Source organism: Thermophagus sp. OGC60D27 (assembly GCF_052400625.1).
Classification (GTDB): Bacteria; Bacteroidota; Bacteroidia; order Bacteroidales; family Marinilabiliaceae; genus Thermophagus.
The window spans coordinates 354,048-375,801 of the sequence record NZ_JBQTGH010000001.1 but is presented as its reverse complement, the minus strand read 5'-3'; the positions used below and the strand labels follow the sequence as shown (position 1 = coordinate 375,801).

At 43.3% G+C, this 21,754-nt stretch carries 17 protein-coding genes; 15 read left to right on the top strand and 2 right to left on the bottom strand.

Annotation, left to right across the window (positions count from 1 at the left end; translation table 11 throughout):
- Positions 1 to 393: 393 nt before the first annotated feature.
- Together ACT29H_RS01415 and ACT29H_RS01410 are read right to left on the bottom strand one after the other, a co-directional pair.
- Entirely contained in the window at positions 394 to 918 is a 525-nt protein-coding gene (locus ACT29H_RS01415; protein WP_444819808.1) for an HdeD family acid-resistance protein, read from the bottom strand.
- A gap of 88 nt (positions 919 to 1,006) precedes the next feature.
- Entirely contained in the window at positions 1,007 to 1,429 is a 423-nt protein-coding gene (locus tag ACT29H_RS01410) for a hypothetical protein (protein ID WP_444819807.1), read from the bottom strand.
- A gap of 323 nt (positions 1,430 to 1,752) precedes the next feature.
- Between ACT29H_RS01410 and gpmI the strand changes: the two genes are divergently transcribed.
- The 15 genes from gpmI (at position 1,753) to ACT29H_RS01335 (ending at position 21,726) form a co-directional block, all read left to right on the top strand.
- On the top strand, positions 1,753 to 3,282 hold the full coding sequence (gene gpmI, locus ACT29H_RS01405; protein ID WP_444819806.1) for a 2,3-bisphosphoglycerate-independent phosphoglycerate mutase: 1,530 nt from the start codon (positions 1,753 to 1,755) through the stop codon (positions 3,280 to 3,282).
- A gap of 208 nt (positions 3,283 to 3,490) precedes the next feature.
- Positions 3,491 to 4,537 (top strand): GMP reductase, encoded by a 1,047-nt coding sequence (locus ACT29H_RS01400; RefSeq protein WP_444819805.1) that lies wholly within the window; start codon positions 3,491 to 3,493, stop codon positions 4,535 to 4,537.
- Between the two features lie 114 nt (positions 4,538 to 4,651).
- Positions 4,652 to 5,266 carry a DUF3109 family protein gene (locus tag ACT29H_RS01395; protein ID WP_444819804.1) on the top strand — a complete coding sequence of 205 codons (615 nt, stop codon included), beginning with the start codon at positions 4,652 to 4,654 and terminating at the stop codon, positions 5,264 to 5,266.
- Between the two features lie 80 nt (positions 5,267 to 5,346).
- Positions 5,347 to 6,057, top strand: a complete 711-nt coding sequence (locus ACT29H_RS01390; RefSeq protein WP_444819803.1) for a YebC/PmpR family DNA-binding transcriptional regulator — start codon at positions 5,347 to 5,349, stop codon at positions 6,055 to 6,057.
- Between the two features lie 551 nt (positions 6,058 to 6,608).
- Positions 6,609 to 7,979, top strand: a complete 1,371-nt coding sequence (locus ACT29H_RS01385; RefSeq protein ID WP_444819802.1) for a dipeptidase — start codon at positions 6,609 to 6,611, stop codon at positions 7,977 to 7,979.
- Between the two features lie 359 nt (positions 7,980 to 8,338).
- The gene (locus ACT29H_RS01380) at positions 8,339 to 10,531 is read left to right on the top strand and encodes a glutamine synthetase III family protein (protein WP_444819801.1); all 2,193 of its coding nucleotides are present in this window, start codon (positions 8,339 to 8,341) and stop codon (positions 10,529 to 10,531) included.
- A 434-nt stretch (positions 10,532 to 10,965) separates the two neighbouring features.
- Positions 10,966 to 12,519, top strand: a complete 1,554-nt coding sequence (locus ACT29H_RS01375) for a carboxypeptidase regulatory-like domain-containing protein (RefSeq protein WP_444819800.1) — start codon at positions 10,966 to 10,968, stop codon at positions 12,517 to 12,519.
- Between the two features lie 75 nt (positions 12,520 to 12,594).
- Positions 12,595 to 13,767, top strand: a complete 1,173-nt coding sequence (locus ACT29H_RS01370; protein ID WP_444819799.1) for an AIR synthase related protein — start codon at positions 12,595 to 12,597, stop codon at positions 13,765 to 13,767.
- A 194-nt stretch (positions 13,768 to 13,961) separates the two neighbouring features.
- Positions 13,962 to 15,050, top strand: a complete 1,089-nt coding sequence (gene prfA, locus ACT29H_RS01365; RefSeq protein WP_444819798.1) for a peptide chain release factor 1 — start codon at positions 13,962 to 13,964, stop codon at positions 15,048 to 15,050.
- Positions 15,051 to 15,143: 93 nt separating this feature from the next.
- Entirely contained in the window at positions 15,144 to 15,971 is an 828-nt protein-coding gene (gene pyrF, locus ACT29H_RS01360; RefSeq protein ID WP_444819797.1) for an orotidine-5'-phosphate decarboxylase, read from the top strand.
- 137 nt (positions 15,972 to 16,108) lie between these two features.
- A complete protein-coding gene (locus ACT29H_RS01355) occupies positions 16,109 to 17,395 on the top strand; it encodes a DUF2851 family protein (RefSeq protein WP_444819796.1) in 1,287 nt (428 codons plus the stop codon).
- A gap of 77 nt (positions 17,396 to 17,472) precedes the next feature.
- A complete protein-coding gene (locus tag ACT29H_RS01350; protein ID WP_444819795.1) occupies positions 17,473 to 18,057 on the top strand; it encodes a hypothetical protein in 585 nt (194 codons plus the stop codon).
- Positions 18,058 to 18,373: 316 nt separating this feature from the next.
- Positions 18,374 to 18,643: a 30S ribosomal protein S15 gene (rpsO, locus tag ACT29H_RS01345; RefSeq protein ID WP_444819794.1), complete on the top strand. Its 270-nt coding sequence runs from the start codon at positions 18,374 to 18,376 to the stop codon at positions 18,641 to 18,643.
- 184 nt (positions 18,644 to 18,827) lie between these two features.
- Complete coding sequence (gene pnp / locus ACT29H_RS01340; protein WP_444819793.1) at positions 18,828 to 20,954, top strand: polyribonucleotide nucleotidyltransferase; 2,127 nt, start codon at positions 18,828 to 18,830, stop codon at positions 20,952 to 20,954.
- Between the two features lie 280 nt (positions 20,955 to 21,234).
- The gene (locus ACT29H_RS01335; RefSeq protein WP_444819792.1) at positions 21,235 to 21,726 is read left to right on the top strand and encodes a hypothetical protein; all 492 of its coding nucleotides are present in this window, start codon (positions 21,235 to 21,237) and stop codon (positions 21,724 to 21,726) included.
- Positions 21,727 to 21,754 lie beyond the last annotated feature (28 nt).

Genomic DNA, 21,754 nt, shown 5'->3' with positions numbered 1-21,754 from the left:
TTAAGACATTTGGATGTGGCAGTCTGTGTTGGAAGTCCCACTCCCTGTTTCTTTTCTTGGCGATCGTATAAAGATTATTACTACTTCTTCTGTTTAAAAATTTTCAATGTTGTTGGTCGGAAAGATTTTGGTAGACATCGCTTGATGTCGGCACTTGCTGTGGTAAAGTCGGCTCCTCTGCGCAACGGTTCTTAAGGAAGAATAACAGGTATGAATTCGGGTAAGCCATGCGAGTCCCATACGGCTTATACCGATAAGTGGATTTTATTGGAATGAAACGAGTCTCGCAAGACGGAGAATGACAAATGAATATGAGTAGCCTGAGTTAGGCAAAATCTGTTCGACCGATGAATTGGTCATGATTAAGGCTGGTTAAAACCAATAAATGGATTGTTAGTGATGGTGTATTTGCCATGCCAAGTAAAGACGTGATATCCCATACCACAGGGCATAAGCCCCCATGATCAGGGTGGCTAATACTGCTCCTTCGAATGGATTGAAAAGCAATAGTAAGCCAATGGCTAAAGAGAGTATGGCGTGGATGAGTGAGAGTTGTGGAGCCGGAAGGACGTCTTTCATCTGAAGATAGCCAGCCAGTTGAATGGCACCCAGAAAAGTGATGAACAGACCAATTAAAACAACCATTAAGCTGGCGGTCCCTCCCGGATAAATAACGATAAGAAGGCCTATGAGCGTAAAAAAGATGCCCTGTATAAGAATGAAATTTCGGCCTTGCCGGTGGCTTCTCAATGCGGCGATGATGGTGATGACTCCTCCGATAAGAGCCAGCAGACCAAAGTAGGTGGCAATGGTCATCAGCGCTCCGGCCGGGTCTATAAAGATCAAAAGTGATATTAGTAAGGCTGCAACGCCTTTGATGATTTCTGAAGTCGGGGTTTGTACATATAATCGGTTCATGACAGAGAGTTTTAGTCAGCTAATCAAATATAGTAATTATTTAAAATTAAGTGAAGATTGGTTGGCTGAAGATCTGTCATCTCTAATCCTATTTTTGAGTCCGAAATGAGTTGACATCCAACATCCAGTTTTTTATTGTAACCTGTTTTTCCGAATCTGAAAAAAGTGAATCATTGAACATCCATTCTTCAATGGGGGTTGCCTCTTCATAATCTGAAAAGAGAGCGTCATTGAGCATCCACTTTTCGATTGACCTTGATTTTTCAACTGTTATAAAGGCGGCTGGCATTACCCTATTTGATTCCATCTTTTTAACGCCGGGTTCAAAGTTCTTTTCGTTGAGCATCCATGCTGAAATTTTTTTCGTGTTTTCTTCAATATTTCTTAGTGAGGCAAACAGGGTGGCTTTATGTTTGATAGATAAGAGCGTTTCTCCTGTTTGAGGTGTTGCTGCATTTAAATTCATGGTTAAGGCCAAAATGATCATTGATACGATTGCTGATGTTTTCATTTTATGTTCCTCCTGTTTTGGTTAATTTTTTTCGTTGACGAATAAAGAATATCAAGAGGTGTGCCATGATTTGTAAGTGATTGAACGACAGGTGGTAATTGAGTTGATGGTTCAATTTTATAAGTTGTGGAATGTTCGGAAGTGCAACAAAAGGGTGTGCGAAAGCGAACAGTGTGTGGTCTTGTATCTTTTTAGCTTCCTTAACACCCGTCATCTTTTTTTTTGAGGCCAAATTCGGTACTTTTGTCCGTTCTTGTAAACTGAAATCCATATTGTTTGTTTCTATCTACATGAAGCGGAATAATTATTAAACAAAAATAAACATGGATAAAAAGACCATACTAATCATCCTCGATGGCTGGGGATATGGGAAAAAAGACAAGTCAGATGCCATTTATACCGCCGGCGCTCCCTATTTCGAGAGCCTGCTGAAGAAGTATCCCAATTCTCAGCTTCAGGCCTCCGGCGAAAATGTTGGTCTCCCCGACGGACAAATGGGGAATTCTGAAGTGGGACACCTCAATATTGGTGCCGGACGAATTGTATACCAGGATCTGGTGAAGATCAATCTGGCCATTAAAGACAATTCCATTGCAGAAAATCCTGAGCTGGTCAACGCCTATAAATATGCTAAGGAAAATAATAAACAGGTGCACTTCCTTGGCCTCGTCTCAAAAGGAGGCGTACACAGTAGTCAGGAGCATGTTTATAAATTGGTTGATGTTGCCAAAGATTTCGGCCTGAATAAACTGTTTGTGCATGCCTTTATGGATGGAAGGGATACCGATCCTAAAAGTGGAAAAGGTTATCTGGGCGAACTGATAGATCACCTTAAGTCTTCGGCTGGACAGGTGGCATCTGTTATTGGCCGTTATTATGCCATGGATCGTGACAAACGTTGGGAGCGTATTAAAGAAGCTTACGACGTGATGGTGCGCGGTAAAGGCAAAGAATCTCAAGACCTGTTGACAGCCATCCAGGAGTCTTATGATGAGGGGGTGACCGATGAATTTATTAAACCAATCGTTCACGTCGATGAGACCGGAAAACCCGTCGGTACGATTCAGGAAGGTGATGTGGTCGTATTCTTTAACTTCCGTAACGATAGGGCTCGTGAGATTACTCAGGTGCTCACGCAGCAGGATATGCCCGAATACGATATGAAAACCATTCCGCTCTATTATTGCACTCTAACGCCTTACGATGCTACGTTTAAGGGTATGCACATCTTGTTCGATAAGGATAATGTGAAAAATACCATGGGCGAACTGGTGGCCAAAAACGGCCTCAAACAATTGCGCATCGCTGAAACCGAAAAATACGCACACGTAACCTTCTTCTTTTCGGGCGGTCGTGAAGAGGTCTTTGAAGGTGAAGACCGAATTCTGATCAACTCCCCCAAAGTCCCTACTTACGACTTACAGCCGGAAATGAGTGCCTATGAGGTGAAAGATGCCATTGTCGGAGAGTTGAATAAGAAAAAGTACGATTTCATCTGCCTCAATTTTGCCAATGGGGATATGGTGGGACATACCGGTGTGTACGATGCCATTAAAAAAGCTGTAAAAGCAGTGGATAATTGCCTTAAAGAGGTGGTTGAAACCGCTAAAAAGAATGGTTATGAGGCAATCATCATTGCCGATCACGGTAATGCCGATCATGCCATTAATGCCGATGGATCTCCCAATACGGCCCATTCACTCAACCCCGTTCCGTTTATCTGGGTGTCGGAAGAGAGAAAAGGTTCTGTGAAAGATGGTATCTTGGCCGATGTTGCCCCATCCCTTATCAATTTAATGGGGCTGGAACAACCTGAAGATATGACCGGACAAAGCCTGATTTCTTTGAAATAAGAATTGGTGATCATCCGGAGACATTTTGAAAGGACAGTGCCCTTAAGGTTACTGTCCTTTTTTTGGGGAATTGATAAATGGGGTCTGCATCCTGTTCTCAATAGTGCAATAAATGGTTAAGATGTGAGTTTCTTGCTTATTGGAGATAGATCTTATGGTTCAGACCTTTTAAGTTGGTGATGACGTGAAATCTTAAAATTAAGTATAGATGAGAATTGAATATGACATAAAACTGGGCTTTAAAGATGTGATGTTTCGTCCGAAACGTTCAACCTTGAAAAGCAGATCGCAGGTCGATTTGCAGCGCACCTTTAAATTTTTACATGCCAACGTTGAATGGACGGGTGTGCCGGTAATGGCCGCCAATATGGATACGGTGGGCACCTTTGAAATGGCTCGGGCTTTGGCTTCTCATAAGATGTTTACGGCCCTTCACAAACATTATCCGGTTGAAGAATGGGACCGTTTTATGGACCATTCACCCGAGGCCATTGAGAATTATATTGCAGTAAGTACAGGAACCGGTGAAGATGACTTAAAAAAGGTCAGCCGGATATTCTCGCATCATCCCCGGCTGAAATTCCTCTGCATTGATGTGGCGAATGGCTATTCGGAACAGTTTGTTTCGTTTGTGGTTAATGCACGTGAGAAATTTCCGGATAAAGTAATCATTGCAGGAAATGTGGTTACCGGCGAAATGGTCGAAGAGTTATTGCTGTCGGGTGCCGATATTATCAAAGTGGGGATTGGTCCGGGATCGGTTTGTACCACCCGGGTGAAGACCGGGGTCGGGTATCCCCAGTTGTCGGCCATCATTGAGTGTGCTGACGCGGCCCACGGCATTGGCGGTCAAATTATCAGCGATGGCGGTTGTACCACACCGGGCGATGTGTCAAAAGCCTTTGGTGCTGGAGCCGATTTTGTCATGCTGGGGGGAATGTTGGCCGGTCACGATGAAAGTGACGGAGAGATGGTTGAACAAAACGGCAGAAAATTTAAACTCTTTTATGGGATGAGTTCTGCCACCGCGATGGAAAAACACGCCGGTGGAGTGGCTGAATACAGAGCCAGTGAAGGTAAGACGGTTAAAGTGGAATATCGAGGGCCTGTGGAAAAGACGGTTAAAGATATTCTGGGAGGGGTTAGAAGCACTTGTACCTATGTGGGTGCCTCAAAACTTAAAGAGTTGAGCAAACGCACTACCTTTATTCGGGTAGCAGAGCAGGAAAACAGAATTTATAACGGAAAGGAATAATTTACCGACGAAGTGTTTTTGGGAAGAAAATGCAGAAACATGTTAATATTTCTTTAACTTTGCACCCCTGAATTTTTGTCTGGCTTTCAGACAGATTAATTTACATTCATTTAAATGGTTCAAATAGACGATAAGATCATCAGTCTGGACATCTTCGAGAAGCGTTTTGTTTGTGATTTACCGCATTGCTTGGGAAGTTGCTGCGTGGAGGGTGAGTCGGGTGCGCCCCTCGAAGATGAAGAAACTGAGATCCTTGATGAAATCTTTCCGGCAATTCGACACCTTCTCTCGCCCGAAGCAGTAGAAATTGTTGAAAAAAACGGAACCTGGGAAGTTGATCCTGATGGCGATAAAGTGACGCCCATCATCCGTGGCCGGGAATGTGTGTATACCTATTTCGATCAGGAAGGCGTTTGCCGTTGTGCCATTGAAAAGGCCTATAATGAGGGGTTGGTTAATTTTAAAAAACCGATCTCTTGTCATCTTTATCCCATCAGGGTGGATAAATATGAAAATTATGAAGCCTTGAATTATCACCTCTGGCCGGTATGTAATCCCGCACGTGAGCTGGGACAAAAGATTGGGGTTCCGGTCTTTCGGTTTCTGAAAGAACCCATCATTCGCAAATATGGTGAACGGTTTTATGAAGAGATGGAAGATATCTTTAAATATCTTGAGAACCAAAAAAAACAAAAAACAGCCGGGGATGAGAAAAACATTAAAGAATGATGTTTCTTTAATTGGTTTTGATGCCTCGTTGATTCTAAAGTAATAAATTTTTCACATTATAGAGTTTTTGATTATAAAGCATGGGACGCGCATTTGAATATCGTAAGGCCAGAAAGCTCAAAAGATGGGGTAATATGGCCAAAACTTTTACTAAAATTGGTCGTGAAATCGCTATTGCCGTAAAAAGCGGTGGTCCCGATCCTTCCGGTAATCCACGTCTCAGAATGTTGATCCAGAATGCAAAAGCGGCCAACATGCCCAAAGACAATGTGGAAAGGGCGATTAAAAAAGCTTCAGGAAAAGATCAGGCCGATTATAAAGAGGTGGTGTATGAAGGATATGCCCCTCATGGGATTGCGGTGCTGGTGGAAACGGCTACCGATAACCCCACGCGGACGGTGGCAAATGTTCGCAGTTACTTTAATAAGGCCGGTGGATCCCTGGGGACTTCCGGAAGTGTCGACTACATGTTTGAGCATAAATGCAACTTTAAAGTAAAAATGAAGGAAGGCGTTGATTTGGAGGAGCTTGAACTTGAGTTGATAGATCTGGGCGGACAGGAGGTGTTTGCCGAGGATGAAAGCATGATGATTTACGGAGACTTCGAAGCTTTCGGGCCCATTCAGAAGTATCTCGAAGAAAACGGGTTTGAGATAGAAAAGGCCGAATTCGAACGAATACCTCAGGACACCCGAACCCTCAACGAAGAACAGGCCGCCGATATTGAAAAGTTGTTGGCTAGATTTGAAGAGGATGATGACGTGACAAACGTATTCCATAATATGGCCTGAGATTGAATGAATCTCTCTAATCTTATTGAAAGGATAAAGGGCTGCCGCAAAATTTTGTCGGACAGCCTTTTTTCGTTGGTTCTTCTGGTTGAGTTGGCGGTTGAGTCATGCCTTTCTATTGCTCCTGTTTTATTGATCCGGTGCTGTTGAGGGAGATTCCCATTTGTTTTATGTGGTAAATGGTAAACACCTTATGCGGTGTCCGGTAAACACCCTTTGAGGTGTCTGGTAAACACCCTTTAAGGTCTCCGGCAAACACCTTTTAGGGTCTCCGACAAACACCTTAACGGGTGTCGGGCAAACACCTTGTCAGGTGTCTGTTCTCTACTGCCGGGAGTGATGCTGCCTTTTATTCTTATTCGATTCTGAAACCTCAAATTAACGGCAAAACATAAGGAATATAGGGGCAATCTTCTCCGATCTCTGCATCCTTGATATCTCTCATGCCTGATCCCGCAAATTTTTTAGTACTTTAGGTCTCAGTAATAGAATTGTGTAATTTTCCTGGTAAGGGCCATGAAATAATGGCCCGGGAGTAAAAATGTATTATAATGTTGGATATCAAGCAGTATATCGATGAAAACCGCGATCGGTTTCTGGATGAACTTTTTGAATTGATTCGCATACCCTCTATCAGTAGTGAGGCCGCTCATAAAGAGGATATGTATCGTGCCGCCGCTAAATGGAAAGAGTTGTTACTGAAAGCCGGTGTCGACAAGGCTGAAGTAATGGAAACCGAAGGACATCCGGTTGTTTTTGCCGAAAAAATTTTGGATGAAAGGTTGCCTACCGTGTTGGTTTACGGACATATGGATGTGATGCCTGCCGACCCTCTGGAATTATGGAACACCGATCCTTTTGAGCCGGTGATTAAGGATGGTAAAATATGGGCGCGTGGCGCAGATGATGATAAAGGACAATCGTTTATGCATTTGAAAGCCTTCGAATATCTGGTCAGAACCGGGCAGTTGAAGGCCAATGTTAAGTTTCTTATTGAAGGAGAAGAAGAGATTGGTTCGGAACATCTGCCTCAGTTTTGTGAAGAACACAAAGATCTGCTTAAAGGAGATGTGATCCTGGTGTCTGATACTTCCATGCTCGCACCCGGTGTGCCAACCATCACTACCGGGCTAAGAGGTTTAGCCTATTGGGAGGTGGAAGTAACCGGTCCCGATCGAGATCTTCACTCGGGATTGTATGGTGGTGCTGTGGCCAATCCGATTTTTGTACTCTCAAAGATGATTGCAGGGTTAATGGATGAAGCGGGGCATATTACCATTCCCGGATTTTACGATGATGTTTTGGAGGTGAGCCCCGAAGAACGAGCCTTGATGGCTAAAGCGCCTTTTGATGAAGAAGACTACAAAAAAGCTATTGGCGTTAAAGCCTTGCATGGAGAAGTGGGATTCACAACTCCGGAACGAACAGGAATTCGGCCTTCTTTTGATGTGTGTGGAATATGGGGCGGGCACACCGGTGAAGGTGCCAAAACCATTCTGCCATCCAAAGCTCATGCCAAGTTGTCGGCACGGTTGGTGCCGAATCAAGATCATAAGAAAATAGCACAGCAGTTTCAAGACTATTTTCAGTCGATTGCCCCTGAATCGGTGCATGTGAAAGTGTCGTATTTGCATGGCGGATATGGCTATGTGTGCCCCATTGATATGCCTGCCTATCAGGCGGCGGAAAAAGCCTGCTTGCAATCCTTCGGGAAAGCCCCCGTGCCGGTGCGCAGTGGCGGTTCCATCCCGATCATTTCATCGTTTGAGCAAATTTTGGGTATGAAGTCGGTATTGATGGGATTTGGATTGAGCAGTGATGCCATACACAGTCCCAATGAAAATTATCCTTTGGATCAATTTTTTAAGGGGATTGAAACGATTACTTATTTTTATAAATATTTTGCGCAAGAGCATAAGTAACCGGGTTTGTTTGCCAAACTTATCTTTTTTGAGACGCAGCAGTTAACCCTCTTTTTTTATTAGAGGGATTCATTTCTGATGAATCACTTTTCTTGTAATGTCGTCTCGACGGAGCTTGATATAATAAAATAAGTTCTGTTGGGACGACATTATTTGTATGATGGCATATCGAGTCAATCTGATACCCCTGTTTTTCGGACACTTTTTGTAAATAGCAATCTGTTTGTGTGAACATGCCCTATAAAAATAGAGGTTGTGATCGATAAAAATATCAAAAAATCAAAAAATACCCCGATGTGTGGGAGGGGTTAAATAAAAAAATCATATATTTGCCAAAGCTAACTCATAAACGAATTGTTATGGCAAAATTAAGATTTACTGCTTTGGAGGAACTCCTCAATAGAGATATTATAAAGGAAGAAGGGGATAGAATACCTACTTCTGATTTTTTTGGTGAATTGGTGTTCGATCGCCAAAAAATGAAAAAATATCTTTCAAAAGAAGCTTTCGAGCATGTTATAGAAGCGATTGAAAAGGGAACCAGAATAGATCGCCGTATGGCGGATCAGATTGCCGTAGGGATGAAAGCCTGGGCTATGGAAAAAGGGGCGACACATTATACGCACTGGTTTCATCCACTTACCGACGGCACTGCAGAAAAGCATGACGCTTTCCTTACATTTGGAGAATTTGGTTCTATGGTTGAGAATTTTTCCGGCTCTTTGCTGGTGCAACAGGAACCCGATGCTTCCAGTTTTCCCTCCGGAGGCATAAGAAATACATTCGAAGCTCGTGGATATACCGCATGGGATGTCTCTTCTCCGGCATTTATCGTTGGCAGCACATTATGTATTCCCACTATTTTCGTGTCCTACACCGGACATGCTCTTGATTATAAATTCCCTTTACTTAAGGCTATCAATGCAGTGGATAAAGCCGCTACTGAGGTTTGCCAATATTTTGACAAAAATGTGACAAGGGTTATCAGTAACCTGGGATGGGAACAGGAATATTTCCTGATCGATGAAGCTTTATATATGGCCCGCCCCGACCTTTTGCTTACAGGCAGAACCCTTATGGGACATTCTTCGGCTAAAGATCAACAGCTGGACGACCATTATTTTGGGTCCATCCCCGAACGGGTGATCGCCTTTATGGAAGATTTTGAAAAAGAAGCTTACCGACTGGGAATCCCTGTTAAAACCCGTCATAATGAGGTGGCCCCTAACCAGTTCGAAGTGGCGCCTATCTTTGAGGAAACCAACCTGGCCAATGATCACAACCAAATGGTGATGGATCTTATGAAGCGGGTAGCCAGAAAACATAAATTTCGGGTGCTGTTCCATGAAAAACCATTTAAGGGAATTAATGGATCGGGAAAACACAATAACTGGTCGCTCAGTACCAATACCGGCGTCAATTTGCTTAGCCCCGGTAAAAATCCAAAATCAAACCTTCAGTTCCTGACCTTCCTGGTCAACGTTCTGAAAGCCGTGTATGATAATCAAGATATTTTGCTGGCTAGTATTATGACGGCAAGTAACTCTCACCGTCTTGGGGCCAATGAAGCACCTCCATCTATCCTTTCCGTATTTCTGGGAAGTCAGATCTCTGCCATGTTGGACGAACTGGAAACCAGGGTGCCCGACAAAAAAATGACCCCCGATGAGAAAACCGCGCTTAAACTTGATATTGGTAAAATTCCGGAAATATTACTGGATAATACCGACCGAAACAGAACTTCACCTTTTGCCTTTACCGGTAACCGTTTCGAATATCGGGCTGTGGGCTCCTCTGCCAACTGCGCCTCCGCTATGATTGCCCTTAATACCGCTGTGGCTAATCAGTTGAAAATATTTAAAAAAGAAGTGGATGTACTGATCGAAAAAGGTGTCAAAAAAGACGAGGCCATTTTTCAAATTATCAAAGAGTACATAACGGCCTCTAAAAAGATTCGGTTCGATGGTGACGGCTATAGCGAGGACTGGGTTAAAGAAGCTGCTCGTCGTGGCTTGGTTAATGTTTCTAATGTGCCCGAGGCCTTAAAAGCTTATTTGGGCGATAAAGCCAAAAAACTTTTTACCGAGAACGGTGTTTTCACCGAGGTAGAGCTCGAAGCCCGTACTGAAGTGGAACTCGAGAAATTTGTTAAGAAAATTCAGATCGAGGCACGCGTCTTGGGAGATCTGGCATTGAATCATATTGTTCCTACAGGCGTTCGATACATGAATACCTTGGTTGAAAATGTTCAGGGACTCAAAGACGTGTTTGGAGATGAGGATGATTATCATGTGCTGGCGTCCGACCGCATAGATCTGATCCGGAAAATTTCTTACCATATCCAGAATATTAAAAACAAAACTCATGATATGGTTGAAGCTCGGAAAATAGCCAATAAGATAGAGGATATGGCCAAGAAAGCTGAAGAGTACGATCAAAAAGTACGTCCTTTCCTTGAAGATGTTCGTTATCATATTGATAAATTAGAGTTGACCGTCGATAACAGTATCTGGCCTCTCCCCAAATACAGAGAACTTTTATTTGCCCGTTAGCATGCGGGAGAGGTTTTGACTTGGATATGGCTGCCGAATGTTTCGGTGGCCTTTTTTTATGCTGTATAATAATGAGTAGGGGGAGGTTTTTTCCCATAACTGAGAACGTGCGGTTTGGAGCATGATCGAAAGGCACGTTTCGACTGTTGGCAATATGGAGGCAAACCAATAAAAAGGACGACCTTTTTGCTGTTGAAAAACCTTGAATGGTCGTTGGGTTGATCGGGCCAATCACCACGATAACTTGAAAAATATTTGTAGGTTTTTTTCGTTACTGCTTTAGTAGTGGTAACTTTGACTCAACGGAAAGTTTTGAGAAAACATGTTTTTTCTGACTTTGATAAATTGAGGGGATCTGCAATGGACGGGGAGCATGAGGGGAAGCCCTTCTTTTTCGATCAAAACAGAAGAATATTAATAATTTGGATTAATCAATGCCCGGCAGGTACAAACTAGTTTTTTTTACAATATTGGGAGGCGTCTTGCTCTTGCTGATGATGAGCGGCTGTAGTGCCGAAGCCCGACTGGCTTCCGGTGTTAAATTATACCGTACGGGGGAGTATAGCCAAGCCGTAACCAGATTTAGAAAGATGGATTTCGAAAACCGGTATTACCGTGCACAGGCTTCGTTCTATCTGGCCATGTCCTATTATAAAATAGGACAAGCACAACGCGCTTCTGCCTATTTTCAGCGTGCCCTACGTTACGGCCTTTCCAATCCCGAAGCCTACTTTTTTCTGGGGCAAAGTTTACGGATGCGACAGGAATACGACGAGGCTCTGGCTGCCTATGAAGAATTTCTTAAACATGATGTGGGAAACAGGGCTGCACTCAATGGCATTACCTCCTGCAAAATGGCCCAAAACAATCCCGTGCAGACTCGCTTCAAGGTGGAAATAAACCGGTCTTTGAGCTCGAGAGAAAGTGATTATTGTCCAACTTATGCAGGGAATGATTATTCCACCGTCTTTTTTTCTTCAATGAGAGGCAGTGAAAAAAAAAGGGATAAAAATAAAATTACCGGACAGGGCAGCTCCATAATTTACAGTGCGATTCAGGATGGACGAGGTGGCTGGGAGAAACCGGTGCCTTTTGTGGGGGATGTGGATCCTTTAACCGATGATGGGACTCCTTCTTTTACGGCTGATGGCAAAGCGATGTATTTTACCCGTTGTACTTATTCCGACGAAGGACCTTCGGGGGCTTCCATTATGGTGATGAAAAAAGCAGGAGGTAGGTGGGGGCAACCCGAAAAGTTGACCCTGGGGCATGATAGTCTTGTTTTTGCTCACCCGGCGATTTCTCCGGATGGTCAAACGCTTTATTTCGTATCGGATCAGCCCGGGGGATACGGAGGTAAAGATTTGTGGAAAGTGTCTCGACGAGGCAATGAATGGGGAATGCCCGAAAATCTGGGACCCGATATCAATACCCCTGCCGATGAGATGTTTCCTTATGTGAGGAATGACGGTCGATTATATTTTTCTTCCGATGGCCTGCCCGGCTATGGTGGGCTTGATATTTTTGAGGCAGAATGGGATGAGAATTCAGGAGAATGGATCGTGACCAACCTGGGTGTTCCGCTTAATTCTCCGGCCCATGACTTTGGGATCGTTTTTCGGGGCAGCCGACAAGAAGGATTTTTATCCTCTTCACGTGGTAGCTATAGAGGTGTTGAGCAAATTTTCGAATTTGAGCTGCCCGCAATAGAAGCTTTTTTGAAAGGCAAAGTTACGGATGAGCATGACAACCCCCTGAAGGATGCAGAGGTCTATGTGGTTGGAAATAATGGCCTAAATCGCAAAACAACAACTTCTGACAACGGAACTTTTACTTTTGTCCTGGAGCCGGATGCCAATTACATCGTTATGATTGTCGCGGAGGGATATTATAATGGTAAAGTTAGCCTGTCGACCTATGGAATGGATGAGAGTGATGAGTTTGAGCGGGTCGTTATCCTTAAAAAAACGGAACCCCTTACCCGGTAGTTTTTTTCTCACCCCGAAAACTTTATGTATTTTTGCCCTTCAAATAATTTTCCCCAAAATAAAAATTTATCGTTCGTGCAAAAAGATTTGAGATATAACCGGCGGGGTGTTTCAGCATCGAAAGAAGATGTGCACCAGGCAATAAAGAATGTTGATAAAGGTCTTTTTCCAAAAGCCTTTTGTAAAATCGTTCCGGACTACCTGGGAGGCGATCCCGATTGGTGCAATATTATGCATGCCGATGGGGCGGGCACCAAGTCGTCGCTGGCATATCTCTATTGGCGTGAAACCGGTGATTTGTCAGTATGGAAAGGAATTGCCCAGGATGCTTTGGTCATGAACCTGGATGACTTGCTCTGTGTTGGGGCTACCGATAACATTTTGTTGTCTTCTACCATTGGTCGAAATAAAAATAAAATACCCGGCGAAGTGATCTCTGCCATTATTAATGGTACAGAAGAGTTGCTCGAAAGGCTTCGCCGTCTGGGGATTGCCATTTATAGCACCGGCGGTGAAACTGCTGATGTGGGCGATCTGGTAAGGACCATTATTGTGGATTCGACGGTTACGGCCAGAATGAAAAGGAGCGAAGTGATCTCAAACCATCGGATTCAACCCGGAGACGTTATTGTTGGTCTCTCATCTACAGGCCAAGCAGACTATGAGACCTTTCTTAATGCAGGAATGGGCAGCAACGGACTTACCTCTGCACGACACGATGTATTCGCGCACTATCTGGCCGCCAAATATCCTGAAAGTTTTGATCCGGAAGTACCCGATGAGTTGGTCTATCAGGGGCAATATCAGTTAACAGATGCCATTCAAGCCCTTGGAATTGATGCCGGTAAAATGGTGTTGTCACCCACACGAACCTATGCACCCGTGGTCAAAGAAGTGCTTAAGGAACTACGGTCGTCGATTCATGGGATGGTACATTGTTCGGGCGGAGCACAAACAAAGGTGATGAATTTTGTGGAAAACATTCATGTGGTGAAGGACAATCTTTTCCCGGTACCTGAGTTGTTTCGCATTATACAGGAGACTTCAAAAACCCCATGGCAGGAAATGTATAAGGTATTCAATATGGGCCATCGGTTCGAAATTTATTTGGATTCCTCTCATGCAGATCAGATTATCGATATCGCTCAAAGCTTTGGAATAGAGGCGAAAGTGGTGGGGTACTGTGACGCTTCACCAACAGGAAATAAACTGACCATCAAAGGTGAAAAGGGAACCTACTTCTATTAGGTGCGATAGATGCTTTTGCCGGTGTACCACCATTCTGTTTTGTAAGACAATCTGTGTTGAGAATGTTTTGTCTGGTTTAAACAATTGATTGGTTGCAAGACGTCGGGGTTGATGTTTTTTTATGCTGCATTTGCCGGCTGCAGTTTCTTCTCTCATCCCTTATATGTTCATGATTTCAAATAGATCCAAATAATATGGCACAAGATAATTCATTACTGGAAAAACTGGAAACGCTTAAGTTAAGGTTCGAAGAAGTGGGACAAATGATTACTGATCCCACCATATTGGCAGACCAGAAAAGGTATGTAAAGCTTAATAAAGAGTATCGCGAACTGGAAGAAATAGTTCAGGTCGGGAAAGCGTATAAAGATTTGGTAGATAATATTGAGTCATCCCGAGTAATGCTTAAAGAAGAGGACGATGAGGAGATGCGTGCACTGGCACGCCAGGAAATAGAGGATTTGGAAAAGAAAAAGCCCGAAATGGAGGAGAAAATTAAGATGTTGTTGCTCCCGGGCGATCCTGAAGACTCCAAAAATGCTGTTCTGGAGATTAGAGCCGGTACAGGAGGTGATGAAGCCAGTATTTTCGCCGGGGATCTGTTTCGTATGTATTCCAAATTCTGTGAGAAAAAAGGTTGGAAGTATGAAGTGACGCACTATTCCGAAGGAACGGTTGGTGGTTACAAAGAGGTTGTCATGAAAGTAACCGGGAACGGTGTATATGGTGTGTTAAAGTATGAGTCAGGCGTTCACCGGGTTCAGCGTGTCCCGCAAACAGAAACTCAGGGACGTGTGCATACTTCAGCGGCCTCCGTGGCTGTGTTGCCTGAAGCGGAGGAGTTTGATATTGAACTGAGGCAGGAAGACATCCGAAAAGATACTTATTGCTCTTCCGGGCCCGGAGGACAGTCTGTGAATACCACTTACTCTGCCATCCGTCTGACACACATCCCCACCGGAATTGTCGTCACCTGTCAGGATCAGAAATCTCAGCTTAAGAACCTTGATAAAGCAATGGCTGAATTGAGAACACGAATCTACAACCTGGAATATCAAAAATACCTGGATGAAATTTCTTCAAAAAGAAAAACAATGGTCTCTACCGGTGACAGATCGGCAAAAATTCGTACCTACAACTACCCGCAGGGACGCGTCACGGATCATCGGATTAACTATACCATATACAATCTTCCGGCAGTGATGGACGGGGATATTGGTGGTATTATTGATAAACTTCAGGTTGAAGAGAATGCTGAACGGCTTAAAGCCAGTGAAATGTAATAGTTGCCGGAGCAATCAGATGGAAGGGCTTTCTGCTTGGCCGACTCTCCGGACCCTCAGTTGATTTACCGTTAATGATTAAAATATACCATCATGACCAGACAGGAAATTTTTGAACAGATAAAGAAAAAGAAAAGTTTTCTTTGCGTGGGACTTGATAGCGATATCAATAAGATTCCGCGTTATCTATACGATACCAGCGATCCTGTTTTTGCTTTTAACAAAGAAATTATTGATGCCACACATGATTTGGTCGTTGCCTATAAACCCAACCTGGCCTTTTATGAAAGTATGGGCGTGAGCGGATGGAATACTCTGGAGAAAACAGTCAATTATATTCGCTATAACTATCCGGATCTTTTTATTATTGCCGACGCCAAACGTGGTGATATCGGTAATACTTCGAATCATTATGCCCGGGCCTTTTTTGATGCCATGGATTTTGATGCTGTGACCGTGGCTCCATATATGGGAGAGGACTCTGTGAAACCGTTTCTGACCTATGTGGGCCGGTGGGTGATTCTGTTGGCACTCACTTCCAATAAGGGAGCCAACGATTTTCAATATATGGAGGAAAATAAGCAGCGTTTGTTTCAGAAAGTGATTGCCACCTCAAAGGATTGGGGCGACAAAGAAAATATGATGTATGTGGTTGGCGCCACAAGAGCGGAAATGTTAAAAGAGATTCGTAATCTGGTTCCCGATCATTTTTTGCTGGTTCCCGGTGTGGGTGCGCAGGGCGGAAGTCTTGCCGAAGTAGCCCGGAACGGGATGAACGATCAGTGTGGCTTGTTGGTAAACTCTTCCAGAGGTATCATTTTTGCCGGGGAGGACGAAGATTTTGCGGCTAAGGCAAGGGAAGCGGCGATGAAGGTTAGGGATGAAATGGCAGATTTATTGGTTGAAAAGGGAATTGTATAGTCTTCGTTAATCCTTCAGTTGTAGGTTGAAATAAAAAATCTTCGTATTTTGCACATTCAAAGGTAGAGGTTTCATCAATCCTTATTGATGGTGAATGGTTGAGTGAGGAGTCGTCACAGCCACAAATCTTTTTACCTATGAGTGAAGATTTTTTGCATTTCATCTGGCAGCACAAATTGTATAAGCCGGGACTGTTCATTTCCGATCAGGGCCAAAAAATTGAAATTATACACCCCGGGTTACCCAACAACGACTGTGGCCCCGACTTTTTTAATGCCAAAATTAAGTTGGATGATGTTTTGTGGGCAGGGAATGTGGAAATTCATTTAAAAGCATCTGACTGGACCCGTCACCAGCACCATCTGGATCATCTTTATAATAATGTGGTGTTGCATGTGGTGCTGAATAATGATGCGATGGTGACCACCGCCGGGGGAAGAACTGTTCCCACCTGGGAAATGGAGATTCCACAGTGGGTGTTAAACCGATATGAAGAATTACGCGACCATAGGGGGTGGATTGCCTGTGAAGAGATGATTCATCAAATACCGGCTTTTGAGATGTCTTCCTGGGTGCAGCGAATGCTGGTCGAAAAATTGGAGCAAAAAGTTGATGCCATCAAAGCTCTTCTCGCAGCTTCAGAAAATAATTGGCAGGAGATGTTTTATCGGGTGCTGGCCAGAAATTTTGGGTTCGGAGTAAATGGAGATCCTTTTGAACGATTGGCCCGACAAACACCCTGGAATATAGTTGCCAGGAATGCAGATCGTTCCGTAAAGCTGGAAGCACTCTTCCTGGGACAAGCCGGTTTCCTTGACAGAGTGTTGTTTGAAGATGAATATATGCGGGTACTCAAAAGAGAGTATGCCCTTTTGAAAACAAAGTATCAACTGAGTTCTTTGCCGGAGCATGTATGGAAGTTTTTGCGATTACGACCGGGTAACTTCCCGACTATTCGGTTGGTTCAACTGGCCGCGCTTTTGGTGGGTAATCCTTTAATGTTTGATCATTTATTAAATTGCCGTCATCTTTCTGAGATTCGGGAATTGTTTCAGGCTGAACCTTCTCAATATTGGTTGGATCATTATAAGCCTGATGTGCCGGGAAAAAAGCATTCCCGAAAATTGGGCAAACAAGCTGTAGATCTTATTATTATCAATACTGTTGTTCCGGTGCTGTTTGCCTATGGTAAGCTTAGAGGAAAACCCGAGTTGGAACAAAGCTCACTCAACTGGCTTGAGTGTCTGGAGCCGGAGCAAAATGGGGTGGTGAACCGCTGGAAAAAATTTTTACCTCATGTGGATATTAATTCTGCAGCAGTAACACAGGGATTGGTCTATTTAAAAAAGAATTATTGTGATCTTTCTAATTGCTTGAAATGCAGAGTGGGACGTAAGGTTATGACCATGAACAATAACGTATAATTATTTTGGTTCGTTTTTTGATAGGCATTAAGTTGTTAAAAAATATTTATTATTTTACTTTTTCAAAATTGAAAACTATGAAAATTAATTCTTTACTATTTGCTACAATGATGATGGTTCTGATCTCAGGAATGTCAGGCTGTAAATCCAAGGAAAAAGTCTCTGCCAAAAGTGAAATCGGGGACATCATTGAAGAACTTCCCTGTGAAGAAAAAGGCCGTTCAGATAAGAATTTTTTCAGGGCCAGTGCCATGTCTACCAGTGTCGATCTGAGTCTGGCTAAAGAAAAAGCGCTTCTTCTTGCCAAACAACGCCTGGTTACCTTAATCAATTCCAACACCAAATCGGTTACCGATCGTTATGTGAATGAACGTGAAGTAAGTGATGCCGCCGAATTTGAACAAAAATTTGAAAATATGACCCGTGAGGTAGCCGATGAAACCATTAATAATATTGTTGTTATCTGTGAAAAGGCGAGTGTTACTGATGATGGTAAATATCATGGTTTTATCGCTATCGAAGTTAGTCGTGAAGACCTGGTGAACGGTTTGGAGCGTCGCATTTCCAACGACGATAAGTTACAGTTGGATTATGACAAACAAAAGTTCCAGGAAATCTTTGAACAGGAAATGGAACAGATGGCCAAAGAACGGGGATATTAGTAGATAGATAATACTTATTAATGATTTGCTTGGGGCTAGCTGACCGATGATTCCGGTTCAATTGATCCTTAAATTGAACGACCGAAGGACGAATGGATTCAAAAATTATTGGTATTTGGGGCGGTAAGAGGTTCTAACTATTATTTTATCTGAATCCCGCGCAACCGGCTTTACGCACCAACAACTTGTTCTAGACGGAAAAAAATTTAGGCCAGGTTGAATTATTAATAACTCCAATCCAAATAATTTGCAAGGAGTCAAAATATTATCTAACTTTGCGATCTGATTTGTAAAACTATAATTTTTAGAAGGTCGTATGCATTTGACAAAAGAAGAAAAACAAGAAATCTTTGCGAAGTTCGGAAAGTCGAATACTGATACTGGTTCTCCTGAAAGCCAGATAGCATTATTTACTAACCGTATCGCACATCTGACCGAGCACTTAAAAGTTCATAAAAAGGATTTTAGTACGGAGCATGCTTTGAAAAAAATGGTTGGGAAACGTCGTCGTTTGCTCGATTATTTAAAAGCTAAGGATATTGAAAAATATCGTAACTTGATCAAAGAGCTTAAAATCCGTCGTTAATCGCGGGTCAGTGAGGATAAAATAAGAAAGGCAATTCTTCAGAAGGATTGCCTTTCTTTGTGTTTATACCCTACTAAAATAGATCTTTACATAAAAAAAACCAATGTGGCAGGTGTGGAATAGCAGATATTGTCTATCTTTGGGGTTGACTAAGAGATTGTAAGAAAAAATAGAGAAGTTATTTATGATTAAACCGATTGAAAAAAGTATTGACCTTGGAGATGGAAGGTCGATTGTGATAGAAACTGGTAAATTGGCCAAACAGGCTGATGGATCGGTTGTGGTTCGGATGGGAAATACCTATTTGTTGGCAACTGTAGTTTCTGCAAAAGATGCTAAACCGGATGTGGACTTTATGCCACTCTCCGTTGATTACCGTGAAAAATTTGCTGCAGCCGGTCGTTTTCCCGGCGGATTTCAGAAACGTGAGGCTCGACCCTCGGATTATGAAATATTAGTTTCCCGATTAGTGGACCGGGCTCTGCGTCCGCTGTTCCCCGAAGATTATCATGCTGACACGTTTGTTACTGTTAATCTTATTTCTGCAGATAGTGAAAGTACCCCTGATGCTTTGGCCGGTCTGGCGGCTTCTGCAGCGCTCGCCGTTTCAGATATTCCATTTGGCGGGCCCATTTCGGAAGTTAGAGTGGCTCGAATCAATGGTGAATTGAGAATTAACCCCTCCGCTTCTGAGTTAAAGGATGCCGACATGGATATCATTGTGGCAGCCACTAAAGAAAATATTATGATGGTGGAAGGGGAAATGGATGAAGTTTCAGAAGCTGAATTGCTTGAAGCGATGAAGTTTGCCCATGATGCCATTAAAATACAATGCGATGCTCAGATTGAGCTGGCAGAGATGGTTGGCGCAGCCAATAAACGTGAATATTCTCACGAAGTAAATGATGAGGCGTTGCGCCAAAAAGTTTGGGATGAAACCTTTGAAAAAGCCAAAGAAGTTGCCCGCGCAGGAAATCCCAACAAGCAACAGCGTGCTGAAGCCTTTGATAAAATTGTGGAAGAGTTTATCGAAAGCAATTATAACGCTGAAGAGGATGAGATTCCGGAAACGCTTATAAAAAGATACTTCCATGATGTTCAGAAAGAAGCGGTTCGTCGGGTGATGCTCGATGAAAGTATCCGTCTTGACGGACGGGCCATGGATCAGATTCGTCCTATTTGGTGCGAGGTAGATTGTCTGCCCGGACCCCATGGATCTGCTATCTTTACCAGGGGTGAAACCCAGTCGTTGACCACCGTTACTCTGGGATCGAAACTGGATGAAAAAATTGTGGACGATGTTCTGGTTAAAGGGGTTGATCGCTTTTTATTGCATTATAATTTCCCGCCATTTTCCACGAATGATCCTAAGCCATACAGAGGTGTCGGTCGGCGTGAGATCGGTCATGGTAATCTTGCTCACCGGGCATTGAAACGTATGTTGCCTGACGATCTGCCCTATGTGGTGCGGGTGGTCTCAGATATATTGGAATCGAACGGTTCTTCATCTATGGCAACGGTTTGTGCCGGAACCATGGCTTTGATGGATGCCGGTATTCAGTTTAAAAAGCCGGTATCGGGTATTGCCATGGGGTTGATTACCGATAAGGATAGTGACAAATATGTAATTCTTTCCGATATCCTGGGCGATGAAGATCACCTGGGAGATATGGACTTTAAGGTAACCGGAACCCGGGATGGAATTACCGCCACCCAAATGGATATCAAAGTGGACGGTCTTTCCTATGAAGTTCTGGAAAAAGCTTTGGACCAGGCCAGAAGAGGCCGTCTGCACATTTTGGATAAAATAACAGAGACCATCAGTGAGCCCAGAGCCGATTACAAGCCTCATGCTCCGAGAATCGTTACCCTGAAGATCCCCAAAGAGATGATTGGTGCCGTTATCGGACCCGGTGGAAAAATTATTCAGGAGATTCAAGCCGAAACAGGTACTGCCATTGTTATTGATGAAGATGATAAATACGGAATCGTAGATGTCTCTTCCAATAATAAAGAAGGGGTTGAAAAAGCATTGGCTCGAATTCAGGCTATTGTTGCGGTCCCTGAGGTGGGTAAGGTTTATACCGGTAAAGTGAAATCTATCGTGCCTTTTGGTGCATTTGTGGAAATTTTACCGGGTAAGGATGGGTTGTTGCACATCTCGGAAATTGAATGGCATCGTCTCGACAAAGTCGAAGATGTGCTGAAAGAAGGTCAAATGGTTGAAGTAAAACTGATCGACGTTGACGAACGATCCGGAAAATTGAAACTTTCTCGAAAAGTTTTATTGCCGAAACCGGACCGAAAATAATAATTGATATTTTTTGCAGAAAGTGTTTGCTCCATCCTGTTGTCCTTTTCTTTTGGATCGTGTTGCTGTTCTCTTGAATAGGGACAATATTTAATAGGAAGGGAACAATGGATGCTGTAAAAAATGAGATAATGATTTTACTGAATATAAATCCCCAGTGGTGCATTTTGCCGTTGGGGATTTTGTTTGTTGTTCCATTTTTTCTACCTTAACTCGGGTAAAGATTATTAGTTGTTAATAGGTTTATAATATTCTGTAATTCATTTAATATCGTTAACTTATGGGGCATTACAGAACCATTCAGCAATGGTATGAAATATTGAGCAGCAGATTGAAGGGAGCACCCCGGGAAAGTATTCGTTTCTATAGCCTGGAAGCATTTCCACGACTGATGCATCACCTGGAAACTCATAAGGCAGAGTGTCAGGTGTGCGCCCGTCATTTTGAAGAATTGGATAAGATGAGTTTAGATTTGGGGCAGTGGATGAAAACCGAGGCATCTGAAATCGTTAATTTCCAGAAAGAATTGGAAGAGAGTGTCCGTCACTTGCGCACTGAGCATAAGGTTTTTCCTCAGGGGCTTTGGTTGTCCAGGTTCGTATTAATGGGGATTCTGGTAGGATTGCTCGGCGCTCTTATTACCATCGTTGTTGCTGCAGGAGTGGTTATAGGTGGAATATTGCTAACAGGCGCATTCATAGGAATGCTTGCCGGGTGGATCGCCGGGAAAAATAAAGAACGTAAATTCAGAAAGCAAAATCGATTGTTTTGATCCTCTATGAATTTGCCAAATTGTTATA

Excerpts from the sequence above, each read along its gene's own strand:
- ACT29H_RS01415 (WP_444819808.1), bottom strand. The coding sequence starts at position 918 with ATGAACCGATTATATGTACAAACCCCGACTTCAGAAATCATCAAAGGC.
- ACT29H_RS01410 (WP_444819807.1), bottom strand. The coding sequence starts at position 1,429 with ATGAAAACATCAGCAATCGTATCAATGATCATTTTGGCCTTAACCATG.
- gpmI (WP_444819806.1), top strand. The coding sequence starts at position 1,753 with ATGGATAAAAAGACCATACTAATCATCCTCGATGGCTGGGGATATGGG.
- ACT29H_RS01400 (WP_444819805.1), top strand. The coding sequence starts at position 3,491 with ATGAGAATTGAATATGACATAAAACTGGGCTTTAAAGATGTGATGTTT.
- ACT29H_RS01395 (WP_444819804.1), top strand. The coding sequence starts at position 4,652 with ATGGTTCAAATAGACGATAAGATCATCAGTCTGGACATCTTCGAGAAG.
- ACT29H_RS01390 (WP_444819803.1), top strand. The coding sequence starts at position 5,347 with ATGGGACGCGCATTTGAATATCGTAAGGCCAGAAAGCTCAAAAGATGG.
- ACT29H_RS01385 (WP_444819802.1), top strand. The coding sequence starts at position 6,609 with ATGTTGGATATCAAGCAGTATATCGATGAAAACCGCGATCGGTTTCTG.
- ACT29H_RS01380 (WP_444819801.1), top strand. The coding sequence starts at position 8,339 with ATGGCAAAATTAAGATTTACTGCTTTGGAGGAACTCCTCAATAGAGAT.
- ACT29H_RS01375 (WP_444819800.1), top strand. The coding sequence starts at position 10,966 with ATGCCCGGCAGGTACAAACTAGTTTTTTTTACAATATTGGGAGGCGTC.
- prfA (WP_444819798.1), top strand. The coding sequence starts at position 13,962 with ATGGCACAAGATAATTCATTACTGGAAAAACTGGAAACGCTTAAGTTA.
- pyrF (WP_444819797.1), top strand. The coding sequence starts at position 15,144 with ATGACCAGACAGGAAATTTTTGAACAGATAAAGAAAAAGAAAAGTTTT.
- ACT29H_RS01355 (WP_444819796.1), top strand. The coding sequence starts at position 16,109 with ATGAGTGAAGATTTTTTGCATTTCATCTGGCAGCACAAATTGTATAAG.
- ACT29H_RS01350 (WP_444819795.1), top strand. The coding sequence starts at position 17,473 with ATGAAAATTAATTCTTTACTATTTGCTACAATGATGATGGTTCTGATC.
- rpsO (WP_444819794.1), top strand. The coding sequence starts at position 18,374 with ATGCATTTGACAAAAGAAGAAAAACAAGAAATCTTTGCGAAGTTCGGA.
- pnp (WP_444819793.1), top strand. The coding sequence starts at position 18,828 with ATGATTAAACCGATTGAAAAAAGTATTGACCTTGGAGATGGAAGGTCG.
- ACT29H_RS01335 (WP_444819792.1), top strand. The coding sequence starts at position 21,235 with ATGGGGCATTACAGAACCATTCAGCAATGGTATGAAATATTGAGCAGC.